Origin of the sequence: Coprococcus sp. TF11-13 (assembly GCF_003481085.1) — a bacterium.
GTDB classification, from domain to species: domain Bacteria; phylum Bacillota; class Clostridia; order Lachnospirales; family Lachnospiraceae; genus Coprococcus; species Coprococcus aceti.
This window is the reverse complement of sequence record NZ_QUKK01000001.1, coordinates 549913-574716: the sequence shown is the minus strand read 5'-3', so window position 1 is coordinate 574716 and position 24804 is coordinate 549913. Positions and strand designations below refer to the sequence as shown.

21 protein-coding genes are annotated in these 24804 nt (G+C 43.2%); 3 read left to right on the top strand and 18 right to left on the bottom strand.

Annotation, left to right across the window (positions count from 1 at the left end):
- Window positions 1-178: 178 nt before the first annotated feature.
- Together argH and DXD11_RS02515 are read left to right on the top strand one after the other, a co-directional pair.
- The gene (gene argH, locus DXD11_RS02520; RefSeq protein ID WP_117548889.1) at window positions 179-1588 is read left to right on the top strand and encodes an argininosuccinate lyase; all 1410 of its coding nucleotides are present in this window, start codon (window positions 179-181) and stop codon (window positions 1586-1588) included.
- Between the two features lie 5 nt (window positions 1589-1593).
- Window positions 1594-1791, top strand: coding sequence for a hypothetical protein (locus tag DXD11_RS02515; RefSeq protein ID WP_022216378.1), 198 nt, complete (start codon window positions 1594-1596; stop codon window positions 1789-1791).
- A gap of 98 nt (window positions 1792-1889) precedes the next feature.
- On the opposite strand, the gene sigG is transcribed toward DXD11_RS02515, so the two are convergent.
- The 18 genes from sigG to DXD11_RS02425 all read right to left on the bottom strand — a co-directional run bounded on the left by sigG (window position 1890) and on the right by DXD11_RS02425 (window position 23656).
- On the bottom strand, window positions 1890-2672 hold the full coding sequence (gene sigG, locus DXD11_RS02510) for an RNA polymerase sporulation sigma factor SigG (RefSeq protein WP_022216377.1): 783 nt from the start codon (window positions 2670-2672) through the stop codon (window positions 1890-1892).
- A gap of 168 nt (window positions 2673-2840) precedes the next feature.
- Entirely contained in the window at window positions 2841-4436 is a 1596-nt protein-coding gene (locus DXD11_RS02505) for a peptide chain release factor 3 (protein WP_055222719.1), read from the bottom strand.
- A gap of 21 nt (window positions 4437-4457) precedes the next feature.
- Window positions 4458-4958 (bottom strand): helix-turn-helix transcriptional regulator, encoded by a 501-nt coding sequence (locus DXD11_RS02500; protein WP_015535018.1) that lies wholly within the window; start codon window positions 4956-4958, stop codon window positions 4458-4460.
- A 37-nt stretch (window positions 4959-4995) separates the two neighbouring features.
- Window positions 4996-5742: a 4'-phosphopantetheinyl transferase family protein gene (locus DXD11_RS02495; protein WP_158564562.1), complete on the bottom strand. Its 747-nt coding sequence runs from the start codon at window positions 5740-5742 to the stop codon at window positions 4996-4998.
- 93 nt (window positions 5743-5835) lie between these two features.
- On the bottom strand, window positions 5836-8406 hold the full coding sequence (locus DXD11_RS02490; RefSeq protein WP_118016571.1) for a tubulin-like doman-containing protein: 2571 nt from the start codon (window positions 8404-8406) through the stop codon (window positions 5836-5838).
- Between the two features lie 171 nt (window positions 8407-8577).
- The gene (locus DXD11_RS02485; protein ID WP_022216373.1) at window positions 8578-9540 is read right to left on the bottom strand and encodes an NYN domain-containing protein; all 963 of its coding nucleotides are present in this window, start codon (window positions 9538-9540) and stop codon (window positions 8578-8580) included.
- Between the two features lie 20 nt (window positions 9541-9560).
- A complete protein-coding gene (locus DXD11_RS02480) occupies window positions 9561-10991 on the bottom strand; it encodes an alanine/glycine:cation symporter family protein (RefSeq protein WP_055279926.1) in 1431 nt (476 codons plus the stop codon).
- Window positions 10992-11226: 235 nt separating this feature from the next.
- Window positions 11227-13950 carry an FtsX-like permease family protein gene (locus DXD11_RS02475; RefSeq protein WP_118757715.1) on the bottom strand — a complete coding sequence of 908 codons (2724 nt, stop codon included), beginning with the start codon at window positions 13948-13950 and terminating at the stop codon, window positions 11227-11229.
- A 1-nt stretch (window position 13951) separates the two neighbouring features.
- Window positions 13952-14653: an ABC transporter ATP-binding protein gene (locus tag DXD11_RS02470; protein WP_118757714.1), complete on the bottom strand. Its 702-nt coding sequence runs from the start codon at window positions 14651-14653 to the stop codon at window positions 13952-13954.
- Window positions 14654-14898: 245 nt separating this feature from the next.
- On the bottom strand, window positions 14899-15540 hold the full coding sequence (locus tag DXD11_RS02465) for a TetR/AcrR family transcriptional regulator (RefSeq protein ID WP_158564563.1): 642 nt from the start codon (window positions 15538-15540) through the stop codon (window positions 14899-14901).
- A gap of 97 nt (window positions 15541-15637) precedes the next feature.
- A complete protein-coding gene (locus DXD11_RS02460) occupies window positions 15638-16120 on the bottom strand; it encodes a 6-carboxytetrahydropterin synthase (protein ID WP_118016575.1) in 483 nt (160 codons plus the stop codon).
- On the bottom strand, window positions 16117-17187 hold the full coding sequence (locus DXD11_RS02455) for a hypothetical protein (protein ID WP_118016576.1): 1071 nt from the start codon (window positions 17185-17187) through the stop codon (window positions 16117-16119). The genes DXD11_RS02460 and DXD11_RS02455 overlap by 4 nt, the downstream gene beginning before the upstream one ends.
- Window positions 17171-18556 carry a TIGR03111 family XrtG-associated glycosyltransferase gene (locus tag DXD11_RS02450; protein ID WP_117548871.1) on the bottom strand — a complete coding sequence of 462 codons (1386 nt, stop codon included), beginning with the start codon at window positions 18554-18556 and terminating at the stop codon, window positions 17171-17173. The genes DXD11_RS02455 and DXD11_RS02450 overlap by 17 nt, the downstream gene beginning before the upstream one ends.
- Window positions 18528-19136: an exosortase family protein XrtG gene (gene xrtG, locus DXD11_RS02445; RefSeq protein ID WP_117548870.1), complete on the bottom strand. Its 609-nt coding sequence runs from the start codon at window positions 19134-19136 to the stop codon at window positions 18528-18530. Before xrtG ends, DXD11_RS02450 begins: the two co-directional genes overlap by 29 nt.
- A 53-nt stretch (window positions 19137-19189) precedes the next feature.
- Window positions 19190-20521, bottom strand: a complete 1332-nt coding sequence (locus DXD11_RS02440) for a Firmicu-CTERM sorting domain-containing protein (protein WP_118016577.1) — start codon at window positions 20519-20521, stop codon at window positions 19190-19192.
- Window positions 20522-20549: 28 nt separating this feature from the next.
- Window positions 20550-21011: a 6-carboxytetrahydropterin synthase gene (locus DXD11_RS02435; protein ID WP_117548868.1), complete on the bottom strand. Its 462-nt coding sequence runs from the start codon at window positions 21009-21011 to the stop codon at window positions 20550-20552.
- A 371-nt stretch (window positions 21012-21382) separates the two neighbouring features.
- A complete protein-coding gene (locus tag DXD11_RS02430) occupies window positions 21383-22666 on the bottom strand; it encodes an aminotransferase class I/II-fold pyridoxal phosphate-dependent enzyme (RefSeq protein ID WP_117548867.1) in 1284 nt (427 codons plus the stop codon).
- A 312-nt stretch (window positions 22667-22978) separates the two neighbouring features.
- Window positions 22979-23656, bottom strand: a complete 678-nt coding sequence (locus DXD11_RS02425; RefSeq protein WP_117548866.1) for a TIGR00266 family protein — start codon at window positions 23654-23656, stop codon at window positions 22979-22981.
- 247 nt (window positions 23657-23903) lie between these two features.
- Here DXD11_RS02425 and DXD11_RS02420 point away from each other — a divergent pair, with 247 nt between their 5' ends.
- Complete coding sequence (locus DXD11_RS02420) at window positions 23904-24794, top strand: transporter substrate-binding domain-containing protein (RefSeq protein WP_117548865.1); 891 nt, start codon at window positions 23904-23906, stop codon at window positions 24792-24794.
- Window positions 24795-24804: the final 10 nt, after the last annotated feature.

Here is a 24804-nt window from a genome sequence, read left to right as displayed (position 1 = left end):
TATCATCTGTACTTTTGCGCCGCAAGCACCAACCACGCATTTCCTGTGGTTATAAATAAACCTTATTTGTGTTGATATGCGCACTTTTATGTTGTAAAATGTACTTTGTTTGAAAACTACCTTATAATTTACTCATTTTTCAACCTAAAACAAAAAATAACAGAAAAGAGGATTTAATATGGCTCAGCTCTGGGGCGGACGCTTCACAAAAGAAACAGACAAATTAGTATATAACTTTAACGCATCTATTTCATTTGATCAGAAATTCTACAGACAGGATATCCGCGGAAGTATCGCGCATGTAACCATGCTCGCTTCATCCGGTATTCTCACTGACGAGGAAAGAGATCAGATCATAGCTGGACTTAAGGGCATACTGAACGATGTGGAGAACGGTTCTCTGCAGATCACTTCAGAATACGAAGATATACACAGCTTTGTCGAGGCAAATCTCATCGACAGGATCGGCGATGTGGGCAAAAAGCTCCACACCGGACGAAGCAGGAACGACCAGGTCGCATTGGACATGAAGCTCTATGTAAGAGACGAGATCATCGAGCTCAAGGAGCTTATTTACAAGCTTCTGACTACTCTTCACGGACTTATGAATGAGCACATCGACACATACATGCCTGGATTTACTCACCTCCAGAAGGCACAGCCAATAACTCTGGCACATCACTTTGGAGCATACATGGAGATGTTCAAGCGTGACTACGACAGAATGAACGATATATATGACAGAATGAACTACTGTCCTCTCGGATCAGGTGCCCTCGCAGGAACCACATATCCGCTCGACAGAGAGCTCACCGCTTCTCTGCTGGACTTCTACGGTCCGACTCTCAACAGCATGGATTCAGTTGCCGACAGGGATTACTGCATAGAGCTTTTATCCGCCATGTCTACCATCATGATGCATCTCTCACGTTTCTCCGAGGAGATCATCATCTGGAACTCAAATGAATATCAGTTTGTTGAGCTCGATGATTCATACAGCACAGGAAGCTCTATCATGCCACAGAAGAAGAACCCGGATATAGCCGAGCTCGTAAGAGGTAAGACAGGCAGGGTTTACGGTGCTCTCACCTCCCTTCTCACAACCATGAAGGGAATCCCTCTCGCATACAACAAGGACATGCAGGAGGATAAGGAGCTCACATTTGACGCGATAGACACTGTAAAGGGATGTCTCGCACTGTTCACAGGCATGATAGCCACCATGACAGTCAACAAGCCTAGAATGGAAGCATCAGCCAAGAACGGATTCACCAACGCAACAGATGCCGCAGATTACCTTGTAAATCACGGTGTACCTTTCCGTGATGCACACGGCATCGTCGGCCAGCTCGTTCTGAAGTGCATAGAGGAGAACATCTCCCTCGACCAGCTTAGTCTCGACGAGTACAAGGCCATCTGTCCTGTATTTGAAGATGACATATATACAGCCATCAGCATGGAAGAATGTGTTCAGAAGCGTAACACAATCGGTGCTCCGGGACACGCTGCAATGCAGAAGGTGATCGATGCAAACGACAAGTTCTTAGCATGGGCTGAGCAGGATTTAACCAAGCACACCAAGGAGTGATTTTTATGAACAATACAACAAAAGCCAAATACGATATGGCAGAAAAGATGCTCAAGGTCGATATCTCTCTTGAGGAGGTTGCTCTTATGACCGAACTTCCAATGGAAACACTGAAAAAGATACAGCACGACATAGAAAAAGATGGCCTTGTGACCAGACACGATGTAAAGGATGTTGATCTCGGTACAAGTTATCTCATCTGATATCTGATCATCTTCTATCACTATATGCATGTATTGCACAATAAATATCCCCGCTGTTTTTACAATAACAGCGGGGATATTTATATTGTGTATCACTATTACTTGTCCTCAAGATACCTTCTAAGACTTTTTATCGCATTCTTCTCGAGGCGGCTGACCTGTGCCTGGGATATGCATATCTCCTCCGCCACCTCCGTCTGGGTCTTTCCCTCAAAAAATCTCAGCCTCACTATATTCTTCTCCCTATCGCACAGCCTGTCCATAGCCTCTCTGAGATCAAGGTTTTCAACCCACATCTCCTCCTTATTCTTTCTGTCTCTTATCTGATCCATGATGTACAAGGTGTCTCCACCCTCCTGATACACCGGCTCATACAGGGACAGCGGTGCCGATATGGCATCAAGCGACATGACTATATCTTCCTTCGGTATACTTATCTCCTCCGCTATCTCCTCTATCGTCGGCTCCTTATCCTTTGTCTTCTGGAGATTTTCCTTGGCATATATCGCCTTGTAGGCTATATCACGCAATGACCTTGATACTCTTATAGCATTGTTATCTCTGAGATACCTTCTGCACTCACCTATGATCATAGGCACAGCGTACGTACTGAATTTGACATTGAGACTTCTGTCAAAATTATCCAACGCCTTGATAAGCCCTATACAGCCAACCTGGAACAGATCATCCGGATTCTCATTTGAACTGCCAAATCTCTGGATCACGCTGAGCACAAGGCGGAGATTCCCCTCTATAAACTCCTCCCGGGCAGAGCTGTCTCCCTGCTCCATCCTGTCAAACAGCATGTTCTTCTCATCCTCTGTAAGATATGGTAATTTCGATGTATTTACACCACATATAACCACTCTGTTCAGCGCCATATCATGTCCCTCCACGTGTTATCTGTCTAACACTAGGATTGTCAGATACATGCCAATTTATTCATATTTGCACCACTTTTACTGATATATATGCACGCAAAAAGACCATGAAAACCAATTTGTGCCCTAAGTCACTCATCATCTTCATGGTCTCTTATCTTCGTATATCTAGTTCTTTCTGAACTCCTCAAGTTCAAGTCCCTCATTGTGCTGGAGAACCTGATCGATGACCCACTCATTTGCAAACAGGAGAAGCGGATTACCCTTCATGTCCTTAACCTTCTTGACATCGCTCACACGCTTGAGCTTTGTCACGTCTATGGTAGGATCCTTCACCCATCTGATATAGTTATATGGTATCGGCTCAAGTCTTATCTCACAGCCGTACTCGTTCTCAAGTCTGTACTTAAGTACATCAAACTGAAGCACACCTACAACTCCGACTATGATCTCCGAAAGTCCCGCAGTGTACTCCTGGAATATCTGTATAGCACCCTCCTGGGCAATCTGAGTTACACCCTTGACAAACTGCTTACGCTTCATGCTGTTGAGCTGAACGACCCTGCAGAAGTGCTCCGGTGCAAATGTAGGGATACCCTCATACTCAAACTTCTTTCCGCCTGTTGTGAGCGTATCTCCGATGGAGAACAGATCAGGATCAAATACTCCTATAACGTCACCGGCATAAGCCTCATCGACGATCTTTCTGTCCTGAGCCATAAGCTGCTGTGGCTGGGAAAGCTTGATCTTTCTCTTGCTGGCAGCATGATATACCTCCATGCCTGCCTCAAACTTACCAGAGCAGATTCTCATAAATGCGATTCTGTCTCTGTGAGCCTTGTTCATATTTGCCTGGATCTTGAACACAAAAGCTGAGAACGGCTCTGTTACAGGATCTATGATTCCCTCTGATGAATTACGTCCGATAGGAGGTGTCGTCATCTTAAGGAAATAGTTCAGGAACTGCTCGATACCAAATGTATTCAGCGCAGAACCGAAAAATACAGGGGAGAGCTCTCCGGCTCTGACCTTCTCTATATCCATCTCCTCTGTGGCACCATCTATAAGCTCTATCTCCTCATTGAACTGGTCAAAGAGGTATGGGCCGACAAGCTCCTTGAGAGCCTCATCGTCTATATGATAATCTGTTTCCTCCGCCTTCTTGGCTCCACCTGTCGATATAGCCTGGAACGTGGACACTATCTTGGTCTTTCTGTCATATACACCCTTGAACTCTTTTCCTGAACCTATAGGCCAGTTGACAGGGCATGTCTTGATACCGAGAACAGTCTCTATATCATCGAGAAGCTCAAATGTATCCCTTGCATCTCTGTCCATCTTATTTATAAATGTGAATATAGGTATATGTCTCATGACACATACCTTGAAGAGCTTTATAGTCTGAGCCTCAACACCCTTGGATGCATCGATCACCATGACCGCAGAATCCGCAGCCATAAGTGTACGGTAGGTATCCTCCGAGAAATCCTGATGTCCAGGTGTGTCAAGTATGTTTATGCAATATCCGTCATAATTGAACTGCAGAACAGACGAGGTTACCGAGATACCTCTCTCCTTCTCTATATCCATCCAGTCCGACACTGCATATTTGGAATTTGCCTTTCCCTTTACAGATCCCGCTGTGTTTATTGCGCCGCCAAAGAGCAGAAACTTCTCTGTGAGTGTAGTCTTACCTGCATCAGGATGTGAAATTATGGCAAATGTCCTTCTTCTGTTGATCTCTTCTCTTAACTTGTCATCCATTATCTTTTCCTCATATACAATTTATTGATTCTTATTCTTCAAAATGTCCCTGTTCTTCTGAGCCCAGAGCATAAGCGACTGTATATTCACAGACATCTTCTCCAGCTCCTCAAGGACAGCGTCAAAAGCTGCAACCTCGGTCTCGTCGACTATTCCATCAGCGGTGATCTCTATAAGCTGCTCAGATATATCCTCCATCTTCTTGGAGGATCCGAGGAACTGAAGTATGAGCCTGTCAAGGCTGTCCGCATTTATCGGCTTCACCGTCTCTTTTCCTATAGGGCAGTCGCCTGAACAATAGCTGTTACAGAGCTCGGGTATGTCATACGCCTTTGACATGGAAAGTACCTCCTCAGGGTACGGAACTACTGTGCCAAGCTCTATTCTTGAAAGCCTTGTCCTGTCTATATTGAGCACCTCTGCACTCTTCTCCCTGCTTGTAAGGTTATCGTTCACCTTAGACGCATTATATCTTGCGACATAATATTTATTGTTAAGCGCCTTTGTAGCTTTTTTACTCATTTTTTTCTCCTTATGTAGTTCTTCCTAATACACCTAATTAAACATAATAACACACAATATCAGCCGAATCAATCATCTTAATATCCGGTGAAAAAGTTCCATCAGAAGCTGCGCAAAATGCAGCTATAAAGTCTATATTCATATCTCCCTCTGCATGCGCAGGATCCGCTATTTCATCCATATGCATACGGCCGTCACACTCAGCCCTGCATACGGCATAATTGCCCAGCCAGATATTCTTCTTCTCCATATGTGCATTGTCCATGACCATTTGCTGTTCCTCATCCTTCATAAGTATGCCTGTTCCGGTCATCTTGCTGTACGCCTCGCGCCTTGTCCACACACATGTGCTGTATATTTCCGGGTGTGCACACGACATCACACATTTTTTATCCTCATCCGAATACAGGCGGTTAACTATGCTGTCCGGTATCCTTCTGACTCTCTCAACGTCTATACCACAAGGCTCACTGCCTATCGCAGCCGCCACACAACCCTCGGTATGGCTTATCGAAAACTGAATGTCCTTTATAAACGGCTTTCCCGCCTTATTCTTCTCATACGTGACCAGCCGTTCATCAATTCCGGCACATTCCCTGAGAGCATGTGCAAGCAGGATTCCCGCTGCAAGACTGGCATTCCTGTCATCCCGCCTCCTGAGACGTTTCACCTTACACCTTCTGTATTCCGATACTGCATCCAGACATCTGCCATATATCCCATCGTCAGCAAATGCCCCCGTATCCATTATATATGCTCTGTATCCGTTAAAAGATTTATTCAAATCCAATTCCATCTCTTTCTACAAAATACGCCATGGTCATAACAACAATACAGCCCCTTAATACTCGCATATTAAAGGGCTGTATAAACTAACCTATATTGTGACAAAATCAGGGAAGCTCTTCATATCCTTGTTCACCTCATCAATATGAAGTCCCTTGTAATCATATACTGCATTGTAAGCCATCTGCATCTCCATCGCACACTGCATCATGGATACCGGAACACCGACAAATATATCATCGATCGAGATCTCTATCTCACCCGGATTGAGCGTTATTGAATCCTCCTTCTCATTGTAAGGTGGAGCCATCAGTATAGCTTTGACTGCCTTGCTGAAATACGGCATCACATTTGGAACCGATATATATTTCTTTGCAAGAAGCTTCTCCTTATATCCGTCAGCAAGAACACACAGAGGCTGTTCCTCTGATATATCATCCACAAACGCCCTGGCAGCCTCCTCCATGATGGATGTTCTCCTGTCGTTGATCGGAGATCCGTACATAACGTTGAGATCCTGCTCCGTGAGCTTCTTATCAGCAAATGCCACTGTGAACATCTTCTCAGGACCATATGCTCCGACACCAGAAAACAGCTCTCTGTATATCTTCTCCATCTCATCCTTGACAGGAACAACTCTTCCACTGTCTATATTGGACTCGTTGTCCAGCATGAGCTTGATGATCCCTGTCTCCATCTCTTTTATCCTTCTGGATGTGACATAATCAGTCGGAAGGAATTCATGTCTCTTGGCTTTCTTGAGTATATTGCCAACAGCCTTATCACCGTTATTCGCAAGATCCTCGATGGAATTCTTCAGATCCTCTCCAAACTGTGAATATATCTCGTCAAGTCTCTCTGCCCTCTGCTGAAGCCATCTAAGTGTATCTCCAAACAGATCCTGTGCATCGAGTTCATCTATAAGCTTTGTTCTCTCCGCAGCAAGTGCTTCCTTGATGCATGCATCGAAATAACCATTCTCAGTCTCCCTCTTCGCTGAAGGGAAAGTGAAGAATCTCTTCGCAACAATTGTCTTGATGGAATCAATGATTCTGGTATATTCACCCGACGGTGTATAATCCTTCATCATCTTCTCAAGCTTTCTGACTTCAGCCATCATACCCTTTGTGGAATCTGTTACACCGGCACTCGGTGCACCTATGACATCTATTGCGCCATATGGGCCAAACTCATTCATATATTTGGATATCACATCATCAAGTGAACTCCAAAGCTTGTTCTTCATCGACTTTATGATAACCGGAAGTTCCTTCTCAAAGTTCTCCATCTTCCTGGCAAAGCCCTCTCGAAGACCGTCCGTATTCTTCTTTATCATCTTATATGTAGGCTTGGTGATCTGGCCGTACTGTATGAGACCGTTCACGGCAAGTTTGATATCCTCACCCTGCTCCTCCTGCAAGAATACAGTGAGCTCTGCGAGTACATTCTTGATATCCTCCTCGGCATTGCCCTCCTTGAACGGAGATCTGAACAATCCCTTATATGCCTGGGAAAACAGATCATTCTCACACATATTCTCTATCTCTTTGATAGGAATATGGTAGTCAGCCTCGCTTACTACCTTGTAATAGCAGTTTGACTTCTTGATATTCTCATCACTGTGCTCCATCTTCCAGTTCGTGATGGAATATCCCTCATTCTCAAAAAATACATCCCTGAGAAGCTTCCTGTCGTTCTCCACGTCATTGTTGCCAATGAACTTGTTGCTGGCTAGCCTGTAGAGGAAGCTTGCTGTATCCCTTGTGATGTATCCCTCAGGTATGTAGCCCTGTTCGTCCTTTCTACCTGATACAAGCATGCAGGCATCAAAGAGATTCTCCCTGATGACCATCTTGTTTTTCTTACTGATAAATGTATAGTTGTCATCCTTCTCGGAGAGCTTCATATAATAATCAACTTCCTTGAGGGTCGCACATCCATTTGCATTGAGTCTCGCCACAAGCTCTGTATCTTCATATACAGCCTTATGGCCGAACAGTACATCCGGTGTGAGCAGGCAACCGCCAATCCTCAGATTGTTCCACTTCTTCGCCTTGCCATACGCACGTATGTTATATGCGACATCTGAAAGGATTCCACTTCCGGTTCCTCCGGCGATTCCGGATACGATCAGAACATCGACTGTTCCCTCCGTCGTCTTGTCGTATACATCCTGAAGCTTGTCAAAAAGGAGCATTCTGACATCCGTATATGCATTCGAGAACATCAGACGTCCAATCTGTCTGTTCCCCTTTGCTCCGTCTCTTCCTATCGTGATAGCCGGGAATTCAGGATCCATCCAGTTTGCAAGATTCTCATGGATCGGATTCTTCTGGATTCCATTCTCCAGAACATTCTCAATATCCGGTCTGTATATACTGATAACCTCAAGGGCATTGAAACCGACACCCTCCTTGCTATCATCTATGGTAGCCTCCATCTCTGCTATATCTGAATCTATCATGAGGAAATTAATGTTATCCTCGGGTGTGATGTTATCCATCAGCATACCCTTAAGCGCGCAAACGGTCCTGCCTCCAAGTCCCCCAAGACCTATTACGAGCAGATTCTTGTTGAATCTGTTCTCATGACTTATACGTCCAAAAACACGTATGTCTTTTAATTTGCTAAACTCCTCTTTTTGAGTATCAATAAGTATCATAGATTATGCCTCTCCTTAATATGCACGTACACTTCTTCCCCCATAGTGAATTTTCTGTACCTGAAAACTCACATTTTCAATTTATCACTATTCTTATTGATTTTCAACAAAAAGCGTTAATTTATTTGGCATTTTTTCTAAATTTTGACATATTTAAGCATTAAACACTTTCTACTTATCTGTCAATTTTACCCTGTCTCCCACGATCTCAAAACAACCGAAGCTTTTGAGAAAGCTTGAAAACTTACTGTATCCATATTTCTTTATGCTGAAGCCGGGTATAATATTCTTAAGTTCTGTATTCAGCAGTCCCATATTGTACATAGTGTCAGAATTCTCCGTGAGAAGTCTCACTATGCGCAGCTTGACAGCACTCTTAGGATCGATATGGTTCTTGATGGACACAAATTTCTGCCTGCCGCTGTCTATATCCAGATCGTCAAACTCCTCACTGAGGAATGTTGACAGCTTGGAATATCCATAATTTCTCACGTCAAAGTCAGGATATTTGTTCACAAGGCGGCTTCCGATCTCACCCATATGAGTCTTCTTATCCTTGTCATCGTTCTCATCTATTATATTGTAAACCGTCTTCTTTATGTCCCTTATGCTTGTGATATATGACTCGTCCACAGCCGCAGCCTCAAGCATGGCATTCTTCGATGCCGGCTTGTTGAGATCCTCTGTCACCAGTGAATCAAGGATCTTGAAGCTTGTACACGCACTCACGAACGCTTTCGGAGTCTTGCGTTCTCCCATTCCGATGACCTGCTTGCCAGCCTCCCTGAGTCTTGATGCAAGCCTAGTGAAATCGCTGTCGCTTGTCACCAGACAGAATCCATCTATATTGCTCGTATAGAGAAGATCCATCGCATCTATTATCATGGCCGAATCCGTTGAATTCTTTCCCGCCGTGTATGAAAACTGCTGTACAGGCTGTATAGAATATGACAGCAGACAATCCTTGTCCCAGCCATTGTTATTCTTTGACCAATCCCCATATATCTTCCGCACCGTTATTGAGCCGAGCCTTGACAGCTCATCAAATATACTCTCAATATATTTTGCCGATACATTCTCTGAATCGATAAGTATCGCATACTTGTTAGAAATCTCACTTGATATTTCTTCCATATAAAAGTCCCTTTCATTTATCAGTTCTCTTTGCCGGTCTCAACCCCAAACTTGCCCGGTCCATCCTGAAAATACTCACGGGTAAGCTTCACAACTGTACCTGACAGCATGAATACTGCGATCAGGTTAGGTATGATCATAAGTCCGTTGAAGGTGTCCGCTATATCCCAGAGAAGTCCGAGATCCATGGTCGCACCGATGATTGCGACAAATGCATACACAACCATGAACGGCTTGATAAGCTTACTTCCAAACAGGAATCCGACACATCTTGAACCGTAAAGCCCCCATCCGAGTATGGTTGAGAACGCGAAACAGCACAAAGCCACCGCTGTGAATATCGATATCCAGTTGCCGTAGGTTGCAACAAAGCCGTTGATCGTGAGATCGGCTCCTGCAGCCTGTCCGTAGGCTACCTCAGTTCCACTGCACAGTATTACTAGTGCCGTAAGCGTACATATAACTATAGTATCGATAAATACCTCGAATATTCCCCAGAGTCCCTGCTGCACCGGATGCTTTACATCAGAACATGCATGGGCTATGGATCCTGTACCAAGACCTGCCTCATTGGAGAAAATACCTCTCGATACACCCTTTCTCATGCTGAGGAACAGACTTCCAACTATTCCACCGGTCACGGACTTCGGATTGAATGCACCTTCAAATATAGAAGCGAACACTCCCGGCACACTCTTGATATTGATTATTACAAGAATTATAGCCATGATGATATACATAGCAGCCATGAATGGCACCAGCTTCTCTGTCACGCTTCCTATTCTCTTGATTCCTCCTATAAGTATGAGACCAACAAGAATAGCTATTATGATTCCTATCACAAGATTGATTGTAAATGTATTGCTCTTGTCAGCCAGATTATAATTAAAAAGTGCTGAATCTATAGCTGTTGTGATGGTATTGACCTGTGTTGCATTTCCTGTTCCGAACACTGTGAGTATACCGAGGACTGAATATGCTATAGCCAGGAAGTAAGCATTCTTGCCTAGGCCATTCTTGATGTAATACATTGGTCCGCCGACCCAGTCACCATTCACATCCTTCTCACGGTAGAACACTGCAAGTACGACCTCTGCAAACTTTGTTCCCATTCCGAGAAGTGCTGAGATCCACATCCAGAATACCGCACCAGGACCGCCTATGGCGATGGCTCCAGCAACACCGGCTATATTTCCCGTTCCAACCGTTCCCGCCAACGCCGTACACATGGCCTGAAAAGGACTGATGGCACCATCTGAAGTCTCCTTCTTGTTGAATATCCTTCCAAACGTATGCTTGAACGCGTATCCAAACTTTGTAAACTGAACCCCCCTGTTTCTTATGAGAAGCCACAGTCCCACGCCCACGATACATATCATGGATGGCACTCCCCATATAAAATTGTTCACCGATGAATTCACATCGGCAATGATCTTAAGTAATTTCTCCATATCTGTACTTCTCTTTTCCTATTACTTTTTTGCATATCATATATGATTTTACAATATAAACTGCACATTGTGCAAGAAAAAACGCGTATATATCCCGTATAGTCCCGCCAACAATCACAATACCTATCCGCTTTTCAGACAAATTTTGCACACAAAATAACGGAGACGATTATTTATACCGCCTCCGCAATCATATATTATTTTAAGGTACTTTTATTTCATACTGCCACTATCTTTACTCTCTGTTCTTCAGCACCTCAGCCGGCACTATCTTGTTCAGCCTGCCAACAAGAACTCTGTTGATTATGAAATACAGGACAAGTATTCCGCCGTAAAGCACAGCCCAGAGCCATGGGGCAAATGTCAGCTTGACGCCGCAGTTTACATTTGACACCAGAGAAGGATACACTGCACTCATTATAAGCTTTGCAAGTGGCAGGCATATGGCTGCTCCGATTGCGATTATGGAGAAATTGCCATCCAGATATAGCTTTCTGATCTCCTTCGTCCTGAAACCAAACACCTTTATCAATGAAATCGAGAATGCTGATCTGTCAATCATAACCTTCATCATCAAATACATTACCACTACGAATATAAGTGTCGAGATAATAACTATCATAATAACCATACTTCTCATCTGATCTGCAAATATTCCAGCAGCCGACTCTATATCGGCCTTTGTTGTGGTTGCGTAAAGTCTTGCAGGATCAACCTCCAGATCCTTGTCTGAAAATACTACATTGTACTCATCACTTCCAGCTCCGAACAGCTCCCTTGCATCATCTATAGTCATGAAAACATAAAATGCCGGAGTATATTGTGTCACGCTGTCCACTGTAAAACCATAATCTATATCATTCTCCTCGTCGTGGAGCACGATTTCGTCACCCACACCATAACCATATTTCTCAGCAAATGATGATGATATGGCAACCCTGTTCTTGCCATTCTTAAGGTCAACATCAAAATACTTAGTATTCTTTGAAAGTCCAAGAACTGTCACATCCCAGTTGTAACCATATACCTCTTTCTTCAAAGTCTTAGCATACGCTGCCTCACCGCCCTCAGGGGGATTCTCTGTAGGATACTTATATGTATACATATATTCATAGTGGGTATCCTCCACATTCTGCTTCTTGACCTTTGAACAGAAAGTTGCAGTGTTAAGACTTAACATCAGGCATATGAGGGCTATAAACATTCCAATCACAACGGTCAACCCTGTTCTCATCTCTCTGAGCATCTGTCTGACTCTGAATCTTCCGACAAATCCCATGTCTCCGAGATCGACATTGCTGCCCTTCGGCTGCTTGATCTCATTCTTTATAAGTGAAAGAGCTGTCTGTGAGAGCTTCTTTCTGATAACGAAGTAGTTCACAACTATCGCTGCCAGTGGCGGCATCACGATACCATACACTATAAGAATCGGCGGGATCTTCACATCCATAGCAGGAATTGAATAATACGCATATGCATCTGCCATCTGCACAGGGATTCCCACATTGCTTATTCCTATAAGAAAACCGATTATACCAGCAACTGTTGTGACTATGACTGGAAGTGTCAGATAGTGCATCATAAGATCTCTTCTCTTGACACCCATGGCATAGAGCGCACCTATGACGCTGCTCTCCTTCTCTATTCCATGTACAACGAATACCGATATGACATATGTGAACAGGAGCATGAGAAGCACTCCGAAGAAATATCCCGCCTGTACATTGATCTGTTGGTCATCAGCGGCTCCGCCTGTTCTCGGATTATCATCACTTGTCACAAATGATGTAATATTTGCAAGATCTGTGTCGTAATCCTTGAGGAATGAATCAGTCTCCTTCTTGAGTTCTGCCATTCCATCTGCAAGCTCATCAGAGCCATCCTTTGCATCCATAGTTCCATCTGTGTATTCTTTTATGCCGTCCTTGAATACCTTTATGCTGTCAATATCGCTCATGGCACTCTTGACACTCATAGCCACGATTCCACCCTGACTGTCGGCAATCTTAGTCATCTCGTCATTGTAATTATCCTCTGTGAGCTCTGTATCCAAACCATACGCTGAGAGAGATGATGACGCCTGTTCAAGGTATGCGTCAAACAGCTTCTGTGCCGCATTGTTGAGCTCCCTGTTGTTATCAGTGAGTTCTCCAAGTCCATCTGCAAGTTCATTTGCGCCTGACTTAAGATCCTTTATGCCATCCTTGAAGTCATTTATGGCTGCACCTGTTCTATCCCAATACTCCTGGAAATACTCATCATCTATGCTGTCTGTGTCGACCTTGATGTCTTCAAGGGCATCCTTCACGTCATCACAGGTGGTCTTACCCTTGAGTCTGAACGCATAAAGATATGTCTCTGTCTTGACACTCTTGCCTGTTGCATGAAGTTTATCATATGCCCCCTCTGTAACGAATACTGTTCCAAACGCCTTGCTGTCTACAACTGTATCTGACATTTCTTTGAAAAGAGCATTGTAATCAGGTGATGTTCCTATTCCTGTCACCTTGAAATCATTTCCGGCTATCTGTATTGTATCTCCGACAGAAATATCATTTACCTGACTGAATCTCTTCTCAACAACTATCTCATCATCAGTCTCCGCAAGACTTCCCTCATCACATTCAACAAGGTCTATATTCTCCCTATTGGCAAATACCCTGAGAGTCTTGCCATCCATAACATCGTAATCCTCATAAAACATCCGCTCAACATCTGCGCCCGCATCGTTCAAAGTTTCTATCTCGTCATCACTCAGAGGGACAAATACGGTAAACTGCCCAGCCTCTATCTTATTTGCATTGTCATGCTCAGCACCGCCATCGATAATCGAGAAGCCCGCACCGATGAGAGAAATTATTACATACATTCCCATAATTATAAGAAATGCAAGTGCTATGTATCTGAACACATTCTCCTTCAGATCCCTCAGAACCCTTTTTCTAAGTACCTTTTGCATATTACAAGTCCTCCAATTCTGCCGCTGGAACTCTCACTTCGTTCTCATACTCTTTGCTTATAAGACCATCCTTTATGAATATGACCTTGTGCACCATGTTCTTGATGGAATTGTTGTGGGTTACTATCAGCATGGTTGTCCCATACTTCACATTTATCTCTTCGAGAAGAACAAGTATATCTCTGGATGTTTTTGAATCAAGTGCACCCGTAGGTTCATCACAGAGGAGAAGCTTTGGATTCTTCACAAGTGCTCTCGCTATGGCGCATCTCTGCTGCTGTCCACCTGAGAGCTGTGAAGGGAACTTGTTCTGATGCTCCGTAAGTCCCAGTGTCTCGATCAAGTCATCCATAGGAAGCGGATTATCTGTCAGATACTCACACACCTGTATGTTCTCCCTCACAGTGAGGTTTGGAACAAGGTTATAAAACTGAAATATAAATCCCAGATTATCACGTCTGTAGTCCGAAAGCTGGTCGTTGGTCATACCAAATATCTCTGTTCCGTCAACCTTTATCGAACCTGAATCCATGGTGTCAAGACCACCTATACAGTTCAGAAGTGTTGACTTGCCTGAACCTGACGTTCCCTGTATAACACACATCTGTCCTTTTTCAACACCCGTGTTTATACCCTTGAGTACCTGAACATAACTTCCACCCTCTCCGTAGCTCTTCTTTACTCCTGATACTTCCAAATACATAATTTTTCCTCCTTTATGATATCCTCGTTGTTCTAATTTTCATTTACTTTATTTTTTATAGCAATCCATTACACTTTAGTAGCTATTCAAATGTTCATTTGCATACATAACGCTGTTATGGTTTAAGCCTTTTTTTAGGTCTTCCCAGTAATTCGGAAGACCTGTAATAAGACATAATGGGAATTTGATTCCCCTGTACCACATTTTTCATTTTACTGTTTTCAATTTTCTATTCCGGTCAAATCTTATTCTGAATCCTGCCACGGCTTAACCAGGCCATACCAGCCTGAGATCAGATATTTCATACCTGTCTCAACGAACTTCAAGGCATCCTTCTCATTGTCAATATGTGTCACCATAAATACGAACATGTCGATCTGGGAATGTGACATCCAGTGAACAACATTTCTCTCAACCATCGGTGTTCCGTAAGCCTTACACATTGCCTCACATATAAATGTATTATGTGCATCCATCTGATCAACCACGTTGTCTGGCATGCTCTCCATGCTGGAACCCTGTGACTTCGTAAGCACGAGAAGTACTTCATCTCTATGTTTATACAGCTCATGCACAATATTTCTGGCCGACTCAAAATCACTGCCCTCATTGTGGTCTGATGCCATGCCGTTGTTCATCTCATCAACTTCAAATGAAAAATGTTCAGTCAATGCAGCATTGAGGCTGTCCAGCATGTGTCCAACAACATTACAGAACAGATCATCCTTGTCCTTGAAAAAGAAATACAGTGCTCCGGTTGTTACTCCTGCCTTTTGACATATGTTTCTGAGTGAAGCACCCATAAAGCCTTTGTCCATGAATTCTTTCTTGGCACACTTTAGAAGCTCTTTCCTCGTCTCGCTGTCATGTTGTATTTTCTTTGCCATAATCCTCACCCATTTAATTATAATATAAAATAACATAACAGTGTTACGTTTAATAACACCGTTATGTTAAAACATACCGATCATTTTGTCAACTATTTTATTTATTATACATATCGCTATAAATCCTGTCTATAGTCTCATCACGGCTCTGCTTTATTTCTTTCAATATCCTGTCCGCCAGAGAATTGATGGTCTGCATCTCTTCGGTGTAGCTGTCATCAATGAGACTAACCACATATGACATGGACGGTGACTCACTCATCTCCATCATCAGGAATATCCAGCCGTTTCTGTTGAGTATTTCGGTCAGCTCATCTTTGAAATACTCACACATATTCTCAAGTGTGGGATTTATCATATCAAATGGTGCAATCTCATTCAAAGTCTTGTCCTGATATCTGCTCAGAAATTCTTCAACTCTGTGCTCCAGATGATGGAACTTTACAGTCTCATCTCTTCCCTTGACAACATTTATGACGATCTCCCAGGTGTGAGGATGTACCTCCCCAAGTACTCCATTTTTATATATTCCATGTCTGGCATTGAGGTAGAATTTGAATTTGTATTGTCTGAATCTCATCTGTTCATCTCCTCCCCGTAGAATACTTTTCTCGGATCATCGCCGTCTGTGACAGCTCTGAGTTCTGTTCTAATCTCGGCCCCCGCTTCATTTGCTGAGGTTCTTTTCCAGCTTTCAAGCATCTTATCACGTATCTGTTCAGCCGTTGACATATCTGTCATATACATAAGCACAACAAAATTGCCCTTTGACATTTCTGCGGTCACATGATTAGATCCCATGCAGCCCTTTATGAAATCCATTATCCCGAATATCTCATCTCTTGAAAAATAACGATCTCCCATCTGAACACTTATGAACAAGAAAGTGATCGGATAAAGCTCCGGATCTGTCGATTTTGAGAGCAGAGAGTCCACAACCTCCATATCGTAATATCTACCTGATTTTTTATCTGCAGGCTCAATATCCTTCTGCCTTAACTCTTCCCCATAGCTTTCTGTAAGTCTCTCATATTCATCGAATTTCTCATTTCTCGCTGTAAGTTCATCTTCTAATCTTTGAACCTTTCTGCCCATATGTCCTATCCTGCCGGCATATTCTATAACCATGCCGCCAAGGACAAGGAAGGCTGCTATCACAGCTATTACGATATAGAATTCAAAATCTTTCACTCCGTATGACGAAAGAACATATGACCTGTCAGCATATATCCCGACAACGTAACCAGATCCGGCAACAGAAGCCGTACTGACTATTCCCCTTTGTTCGCTCATATATTCGTCCAGACCTGATGCAGTCATGTTAGACAGTTCCGCCGTAGTTGCCGCATCCTTGATAAACATGATATCATCCTCTTCTATAAGGAACGCCCATTCCGAACCGGATACATCAACTACTTCATTGATGACTGACTCCATATCTTTCTCACTCAAACCTTCCAGTCTCTCAGCCAGAATAGATACCGTCTGCAGCTGGTCGTCCTTATACGCTGAAAAGATGTTGTCTCTATTGGTTTTCATGTGATAACCATAGTATATGGTTTCCAGAGCTATCATGAACAGAACAACAGCAAAAGCTGCCACAACTCGTCCTCTATATGTCTTATTCTTTTCAGCTTTCCTGCTCATGACATTTTCTCCTTCCTGTCACCTTGTACACCAATCTTCCAAGCCAGCGGAAGTCATGCTTTATGATGCTCCATGCCGTCTGTCTCTCCTCGCTGAAATTCTGCATCTTCCAGCTTCCCTTAGACTTCATGGAGTTGATTATTCCTGCAAATCTGAACCAGAACACGACAAAGTTGTACAGAGGAAGCAGGAATACAAGATACCATTTTCTCATGTAATATCTTCTGAGCTGTTTAAACGGACTCAGAAAAAGACTTATACATATATATAGCAGTGTTGTGGTAAACACATACAAAAGATACATGATTATGACTGAATCTATGATGAGCGCAAACGGATAATCCTGGAATATTCCAAGGCATATCAGCGCAAAGTACCATATCATACGCGGGAATGCAAATGTGTGATCAAACATAACCAGTCTCACAATGAAGTCAGAGAAAAATCCTCGCACAGCGTTCATCCTGTTCTTCATGAACATGTGGACAACCTCTATCTCGCCCCTCTGCCATCTCTGTCTCTGTATATATAGTCTGTTCATATCTTCTATTGGATCAACATAAAATATAGCTTCACTGCACAGAGCTACCTTATCTCCGAGCACATCCCTTATCTGAAACGTTACATGGGTGTCCTCGCACACAGTATCCGTATTGTACATATTGGTTTTCATGATGGTTGATCGTCTGAATGCTGAGAAAGCACCTGATAAAGTAAATATATTATTGAACTCCGACTGGAAATTCCTGCCAGCAAGGAACGCCTGACAGTATTCAAAGAACTCCAGCTTTCTAAGCAGTCTGAGTCCAAATCTGTCGGTATCATCGACCATTTCGGGGTTGGTCATGATCGTTCCGGTCATGCAGTCGATGTCAGGATTCCTCTCGAATTTGGTCACCATGTTCCTGATGGCATCCCTCTGGAGCACACCGTCACTGTCTATGTGTATGATGTATTTGCCGTAGCTGTTGAAAAGCCCCAGGTTGAGAGCCTTAGACTTGCCCTGTTTTGAATTTACCCAGTTCATTGTCAGATCTGGGAATTCCTCCTGACATTTGCAGAATACATCAAAGCTCCGGTCCGTACTCATATTATTTACAACAAGTATATATATCTTGCTGTTAGGATAACTTGACGCATCTATGGAGCTTATACATCTGTGAAGGCTATGTTCCTGATTATACACAGGTATGATAAGTGTTATCTCCGGAGAAAAGTTGATCGCCTTCTCCTTCCTCGACACCAGTTTCTTCTTTATCAGTATGAAAAAATTGCCAATAGTAGGTATAATCTCCATGACGATCGGTATGATGACCCATGCCGCCCAGAAAAGTATGGAGCTATGAAAGATCTGTGTTATCAGTGTCATATCTGAAACCTCCTACCTTCTGTCTGATGATCTGAGCCTTTGTAAATACAAAGAAATACAAAAGCACAGTACATGCATAGAACACCAGACGTCCTATTATGCTGTGGGCAACGAAGTACGAACCTCCGCCGAACACATGGACAATGAGACATATGGTGAATATCCTGAGTACATTTGCCGCAAATATCAGAGCCGGTCCAACTATACTGAGCACCACCTTCTCGTATGTATGGTACATGGGGAAGAACCACAGAAGTGAAAGGAATGCCAGCATCTCCACTATTCCTGAACACTCGTAGTCTATATACATGGACAGGTTGGCGTCACCGGTCGCTATGAACACTATATTCTTGTTGAAGTATCCCTCATATATACCGGTCATGTCTCCGAACATGCCAGCAACAGCGGACACGCTCTTCTGAAGAGGTGCAAGAACGACAGGCTCCACCTTGATGAGCATGAACACAAAAAGTCCTATGCTTCCGGTTATAAAATACCAGAAATCCAGTTTTCCACGTTTCAGCACGGTCAATATATATATCCAAAGTGCCAATACTATAACAAAAACTATATTCATCATCGGTGTGCACCTCCTCTCATTTATATTCACATCCTGCTATAACATTCAGCCGGTTAGATTCTCTTTCTTCTATATACTATTACTCCGCCTACGGCCATGAGCAGGGCTATGGCAGCACCGGCCCAAGGGCCTGTAGGTGTTCCGGTTATGGTAACTCCCTCTGCACCTATATTCGGGTTGGACACAGTGATGGTTGCACCCTGATCCAGCTTTATGCCAAGGTAATCGGCTAACTTGTCAAGTGAGATGGAGAACTCTATCTCATCACCCTTGCCTGTCTCAGTATGTACAGGATCATATACCGTAAATGCCACATCGCCATCCACATCATTGTAATAGCCTGCAAATACTCCGAAATTCCTGTATATTCCGGCTCCAAAGCCGTTGGTCTGTCCACCCCAGTTTATGGATCCGTTGGAATTTACAGGGAGTATATTAAGTACACATGATTTTCCATCCACTGTGATATTCCACAACTGGAACTGCATCTGGGATGTATACAGATCGTTCATGGAGAAGTGTACATACAGTCTTCCATTCTCCACTGCAAGTTGTCCCTTGTGGGTCGAGTAACCATTGTTACTGTTGTATGTTATATCCGCTGACGGATACTGACTCCACTCACCATAATATCCATCGATCACAAGTCCTGATGTGACAGGCCCTGTTATCTCTTCTGTAGTTCCAGTTTCTGTTGTGGCATTCTCCGTTGCCTTCTCTGATGTGCTGACCTCAGTGGTTGTCTGTTCTGTAGTGCTCTCTGTTACCTGTTCTGTAGCCTCCGTGGTATCCTCTGTAACTTCCTCGGTAGTAGTCTCCTCTGTACTGTTATCCGCAGACTCCGTGGTTGCCTCACTTCCAGCCTCTGTAGTCGTCTCAGATGATGAACTGTCACCTGCTATATCAAGCTCAGCCGTATTGTCATTCCAGCCTATTGTTATATTCCGTACATCCGTTCCATATGTGCTAACTGGCACCTTTGCACTCCAGGACATATCCGCATATCCCCAGCCAGATGACGATGCGCCGGTATTTGTCGTATAACCAGTAGCGCCGTCGATTGCCTGATACCATGCATTTAACACGTTAAACGATGAACCATCGCCATTGTTGCCTGTGTTAATAACCAACTTGGATAATGCCCCCGGAGCTGTCTGTCCATTCACAGATATATCAAATATTTGCTGAATGTAATTAGTCCACGAACCACTGTATTCCAGATAGATGTACTCGCCATCCGTTGTCACTTCCATGCTGCCGCCATTTCCATCGGAGAGTGTCTGTGCCTGACTCCCGAATATGGAAACACCCGAAAAGATGATCACCATGCATATCGCAGTTATAATTCCTGTAAGTCTCTTCATTTTAGTTCTTCTGTTCTTCATATAATCACGCCTTCTCTTGTAGTAAAATCTATTGTAAGTTGTTTGCTCCTGTCATACTCTCAAGTCTCAGTATGTCGTCAAATATCTTCTGATAATTCCTGTTACTCGTATCCATATTCATAGTAGGCAGCAACAGTCTGTCTGACACCTGATACACGCAGAGCGGATTCTCGGATATATCAAGCTGATAAAGCTCCATTCCATTCTTCTCAAGTCTTTGTCTGAGTTCTTCATAGAAATAATCGCCAATCGTCTCGAGCGTATTCTCGCACCCCTGAAACTCAGGAAGCTCATTCAGATACTTGCCTCTGTACTGATCTATGAACGCCGAAACTATCGCCTCCAGCTTGAAGAAAGGTATATCCTCACTCTGGTCCTTCATTCCTATATATGTGACGATCGTAAATGAATGCCCGTGCATCTTCTCCCTGTCACCGTTGAAGCTGTGCCTGGCATTGAAGTAGGATCTGTATATATAATAATTAAACAACCAGCCACCTCCCTGCTCTCTATGTCAGATTACGACACAATAAACCTATTCTTATCACCTCTAGATTATAGATACCTAATTGTGATATATCAATGATGAAAAATCGCCAAAATTATGGCTAATTTATGAATATTTTGTAACTTTGTGTATAATCAGAAGTTTTCAACCGTTTGCGCTGTTCATATTTCTTTGTTCGTTTGATCGTTATTGACTGAATAATCACAAAATCGGTCAAACAGTCATAATGTGAATGGCCGCACAAAAAAAGATCCCATCCATATGAATGAGATCTTTTTTGACCATTATTACTTTTTTTAATTGTATTTCTTTAATTGATATAGCCCGCGGAGTCGTTGCACAGAAGTCGCCTTTTACACCTCAAGCAGTTTCTGAACACTTACAAGCTTTACACAGAGAACAAATATCTCTGTTGCCTGCTGCATCTCCTCCGGTGTAGGGAATGAAGGTGCGATCCTGATGTTGCTGTCCTTTGGATCGTTGTGGTATGGGAATGTTGCTCCTGCACCTGTGAGAATAACTCCAGCCTCCTTGCACTTTGCAACTATCTCCTTTGCACAGCCCTCCATGGCGTCAAATGATATGAAATATCCGCCGAGAGGCTTGATCCATGAACCAATTCCAAGTCCATCAAGCTCCTCCTCAAGGACTTTGAGAGTTGCCTCAAACTTTGGTCTCATGAAATCTGCATGCTTCTTCATATGTTCCTTGAGTCCGTCAAGGTTCTTGAAGTATCTTGCATGTCTGAGCTGATTTACCTTATCGTTTCCTATGGTCTGTATTGTGTAATGCTTCTTGGCATCCTCAAGATTTGCATGTGATGTAGCCATAGCTGAAACTCCTGAACCAGGGAAGCTTACCTTTGATGTTGAAGCAAACTCAAATACCATATCAGGATTGCCTGCCTTCTCACACTCCCCGATGATATCAAGTATCTCTACCTGATTGTCCTCGTACAGATGATGGATGACATAGGCATTGTCCCAGAAGATCCTGAAGTCCTTAGCCGCAGGCTTGAGATTTGCAAATCTTCTTACTGTCTCATCGCTGTAGCAGATTCCCTGTGGGTTTGAGTACTTTGGCACGCACCATATACCCTTTACTGTTGGATCTGAATTTACAAGTTCTTCAACCATATCCATATCTGGACCTGTCTCTGACATAGGTATGTTGATCATCTCTATTCCAAAATGCTCTGTGATAGCAAAATGTCTATCATATCCTGGAACAGGGCAGAGGAACTTCACCTTGTCAAGCTTGCACCAAGGTGTCTCTCCCATTATTCCATGTGTATATGCTCTTGATACAGTGTCAAACATAAGAGTAAGACTTGCGTTACCACCGATGAAGATATGATCCTCAGTGGTTCCCATCATCTCAGCCATAAGTCTCTTGACCTCTGGGATTCCATCAAGGCACCCATAGTTTCTGCAGTCTATGCCACACTCTGACTTCATATCAGAATCACTGTTGATAACATCCATAAGACCAACAGATACTCCAAGCTGGGTTGGTGATGGCTTTCCTCTTGACATATCAAGGTTCAGGCCAAGAGCCTTCTTCTCCTCATATGCCGCAAGCAGCTGCTCTCTAAGTTCCATTAACTCTTCTTTTGATAATTCACTGTACGCTTTCATAAAAGTCTCCCTTGCTACCTAACAATGTTATAGTTATATGTCCGGGTTGCACGTCAAAACGTTCTATATTAAATAGACGATTCTAACGTTCAACCCTTGTATCATATAATTTATTTCTCCGGTTGTCTAGACCTTAATCGCATAAGTTTGTAGTATTTCGCAAATTTTGGTTGAAAAATCTAAGTTCAAATACTAAATCCGACTATATTTTCGTCAAAATTATATATTTAACTTTTTATTTTCAAGTTGACCGACATTGAAAGATGCTGCAGTGTTCTTTTGGTAGTGGACTTAACTATATGACTCTGGCGGTTATTTGGATGGTATCATGGATGCTATCTCAGCGGCAAGCTGCGATTTTGGCATGGTCTGAAGTGTTATTCTGCCAGGGCCTGTTACCACTGTATTGAAGAATCCCTCTCCTCCAAATAACATATTCATGGCACCACCCTTTACTGTCTCTGCGTTCAAGGAACATGTTGCATCCATCATTGCAAGATAACCTGTGTCAATAACCATCTGCTGTCCCGGTGCAAGCATGTAATCCACAACAGAACCATCGATTTCAAGGAACACTATTCCCTGACCTGTAATCCTCTGCATAATAAATCCCTCACCTCCAAAAAAACCGCCTGCAACTTTTTTTTGGAAAGCTATCTCCAGATTCACCCCCGGTGTCGATGCAAGGTATGCTGACTTCTGACAAATGATCTCCTTGCCAGGTCCTATCTCAACCGCCATGATATTTCCCACAAAGCTTGAACCGAATGCTATCAGTCCAGGTCCCCCCTGAGCCGTATATGTATTTCGGAACATCGATTCACCGGATATGGCCCTAGTGAACATCTTGCCTACTCCGCCACCTGATGTCTGCATCTGCATATTCGGAGACATCCATACCATTGCACCTTTTTCGCAGTTTATAGATTCCCCTGCCTCCAGAATGATTTCTACCACAGGCATCATGCCGCCTTTGATCTCGTATCTCATATAATCTTACCTCCCTGTATTCTTCATATTTAAATATGAGTTTCATTTTTTTAATTGGTACAAATGTATTATATAGTAAATACTATTCATATAACAATGTTTATTTATAAATCATGAATAAAAGCCTGTTTTTATTAGGCATATCACTTTTTCCCGCTTTTGGAACGAGTTTTTTCATATATTAATTGCTTTTTTTGAAACACAATGGTATATTTATTCAGATAAAATATGAAAGGAAGATGTAAAAATGAAACTCAAAAACTTATTAGCAATTTCAATGTCAGCAGTTCTGGCTATGACAGCTCTTACTGCTTGTGGAAGCAAGGATGATTCTTCGGAGGCAGCTTCAGAGAGTGCTTCATCATCAAAGAAGACTGCAAAGGTCATAGAGATTGACCTTACAGACGAGCAGTATGCTTTCGGTGTTGATAAGGATCAGCCTGAGCTCTTAACACAGGTCAACGATTTCATCAAGTCAATGAACGAGGATGGATCATTTGAGGAGATCTGCAATCACTATTTCGGTGACGGCGAGCCAGTTGCCGTTGAGTCGGCAACACTCGATGCAAACAAGGATCAGCTTGTAGTTGCAACAAATGCTGCATTCGAGCCATTTGAGTATACAAAGGGTGAGAACTACTATGGTGTCGATATGGAGATAGCTAAGGCTCTCGCAGACAAGCTTGGCAAGGAGCTCGTTATCCAGAACATGGATTTCGATGCTGTATGTCTCTCAGTTGGTCAGCACAAGTGTGATATCGCTATGGCAGGTCTTACTATAAAGCCAGACCGTGAGGAGTATGTAAGCTTCTCAGATTCATACTACAAGGCTTCTCAGAAGCTTATCGTTACATCAGACAATACAGAGTTTGATGAGTGCAAGACAGCTGATGATGTCAACAAGATCCTTCAGGCTAAGGGTTCAGACATGAAGATTGGTTTCCAGACAGGTACTACCGGACAGTTCTACTGCGAGGGTGACGCAGACTGGGGATTCACAAAGCTTGCTATGACTTCAACAGGCTACAAGAACGGTTCTCTTGCAGTTCAGGATCTTTTAAATGGTAACCTCAACTATGTTATCATCGATGCTGCTCCTGCAGCCAGCATCACTGCTGCTCTTAACGCAATGCAGTAAATTTTAATTC

Bases quoted from the DNA above. Each gene is read 5' to 3' on its own strand.
- argH (WP_117548889.1), top strand. From the start codon at position 179: ATGGCTCAGCTCTGGGGCGGACGCTTCACAAAAGAAACAGACAAATTA.
- DXD11_RS02515 (WP_022216378.1), top strand. From the start codon at position 1,594: ATGAACAATACAACAAAAGCCAAATACGATATGGCAGAAAAGATGCTC.
- sigG (WP_022216377.1), bottom strand. From the start codon at position 2,672: ATGGCGCTGAACAGAGTGGTTATATGTGGTGTAAATACATCGAAATTA.
- DXD11_RS02505 (WP_055222719.1), bottom strand. From the start codon at position 4,436: ATGGATGACAAGTTAAGAGAAGAGATCAACAGAAGAAGGACATTTGCC.
- DXD11_RS02500 (WP_015535018.1), bottom strand. From the start codon at position 4,958: ATGAGTAAAAAAGCTACAAAGGCGCTTAACAATAAATATTATGTCGCA.
- DXD11_RS02490 (WP_118016571.1), bottom strand. From the start codon at position 8,406: ATGATACTTATTGATACTCAAAAAGAGGAGTTTAGCAAATTAAAAGAC.
- DXD11_RS02485 (WP_022216373.1), bottom strand. From the start codon at position 9,540: ATGGAAGAAATATCAAGTGAGATTTCTAACAAGTATGCGATACTTATC.
- DXD11_RS02480 (WP_055279926.1), bottom strand. From the start codon at position 10,991: ATGGAGAAATTACTTAAGATCATTGCCGATGTGAATTCATCGGTGAAC.
- DXD11_RS02475 (WP_118757715.1), bottom strand. From the start codon at position 13,950: ATGCAAAAGGTACTTAGAAAAAGGGTTCTGAGGGATCTGAAGGAGAAT.
- DXD11_RS02470 (WP_118757714.1), bottom strand. From the start codon at position 14,653: ATGTATTTGGAAGTATCAGGAGTAAAGAAGAGCTACGGAGAGGGTGGA.
- DXD11_RS02465 (WP_158564563.1), bottom strand. From the start codon at position 15,540: ATGGCAAAGAAAATACAACATGACAGCGAGACGAGGAAAGAGCTTCTA.
- DXD11_RS02460 (WP_118016575.1), bottom strand. From the start codon at position 16,120: ATGAGATTCAGACAATACAAATTCAAATTCTACCTCAATGCCAGACAT.
- DXD11_RS02455 (WP_118016576.1), bottom strand. From the start codon at position 17,187: ATGAGCAGGAAAGCTGAAAAGAATAAGACATATAGAGGACGAGTTGTG.
- DXD11_RS02450 (WP_117548871.1), bottom strand. From the start codon at position 18,556: ATGACACTGATAACACAGATCTTTCATAGCTCCATACTTTTCTGGGCG.
- xrtG (WP_117548870.1), bottom strand. From the start codon at position 19,136: ATGATGAATATAGTTTTTGTTATAGTATTGGCACTTTGGATATATATA.
- DXD11_RS02440 (WP_118016577.1), bottom strand. From the start codon at position 20,521: ATGAAGAACAGAAGAACTAAAATGAAGAGACTTACAGGAATTATAACT.
- DXD11_RS02430 (WP_117548867.1), bottom strand. From the start codon at position 22,666: ATGAAAGCGTACAGTGAATTATCAAAAGAAGAGTTAATGGAACTTAGA.
- DXD11_RS02425 (WP_117548866.1), bottom strand. From the start codon at position 23,656: ATGAGATACGAGATCAAAGGCGGCATGATGCCTGTGGTAGAAATCATT.
- DXD11_RS02420 (WP_117548865.1), top strand. From the start codon at position 23,904: ATGAAACTCAAAAACTTATTAGCAATTTCAATGTCAGCAGTTCTGGCT.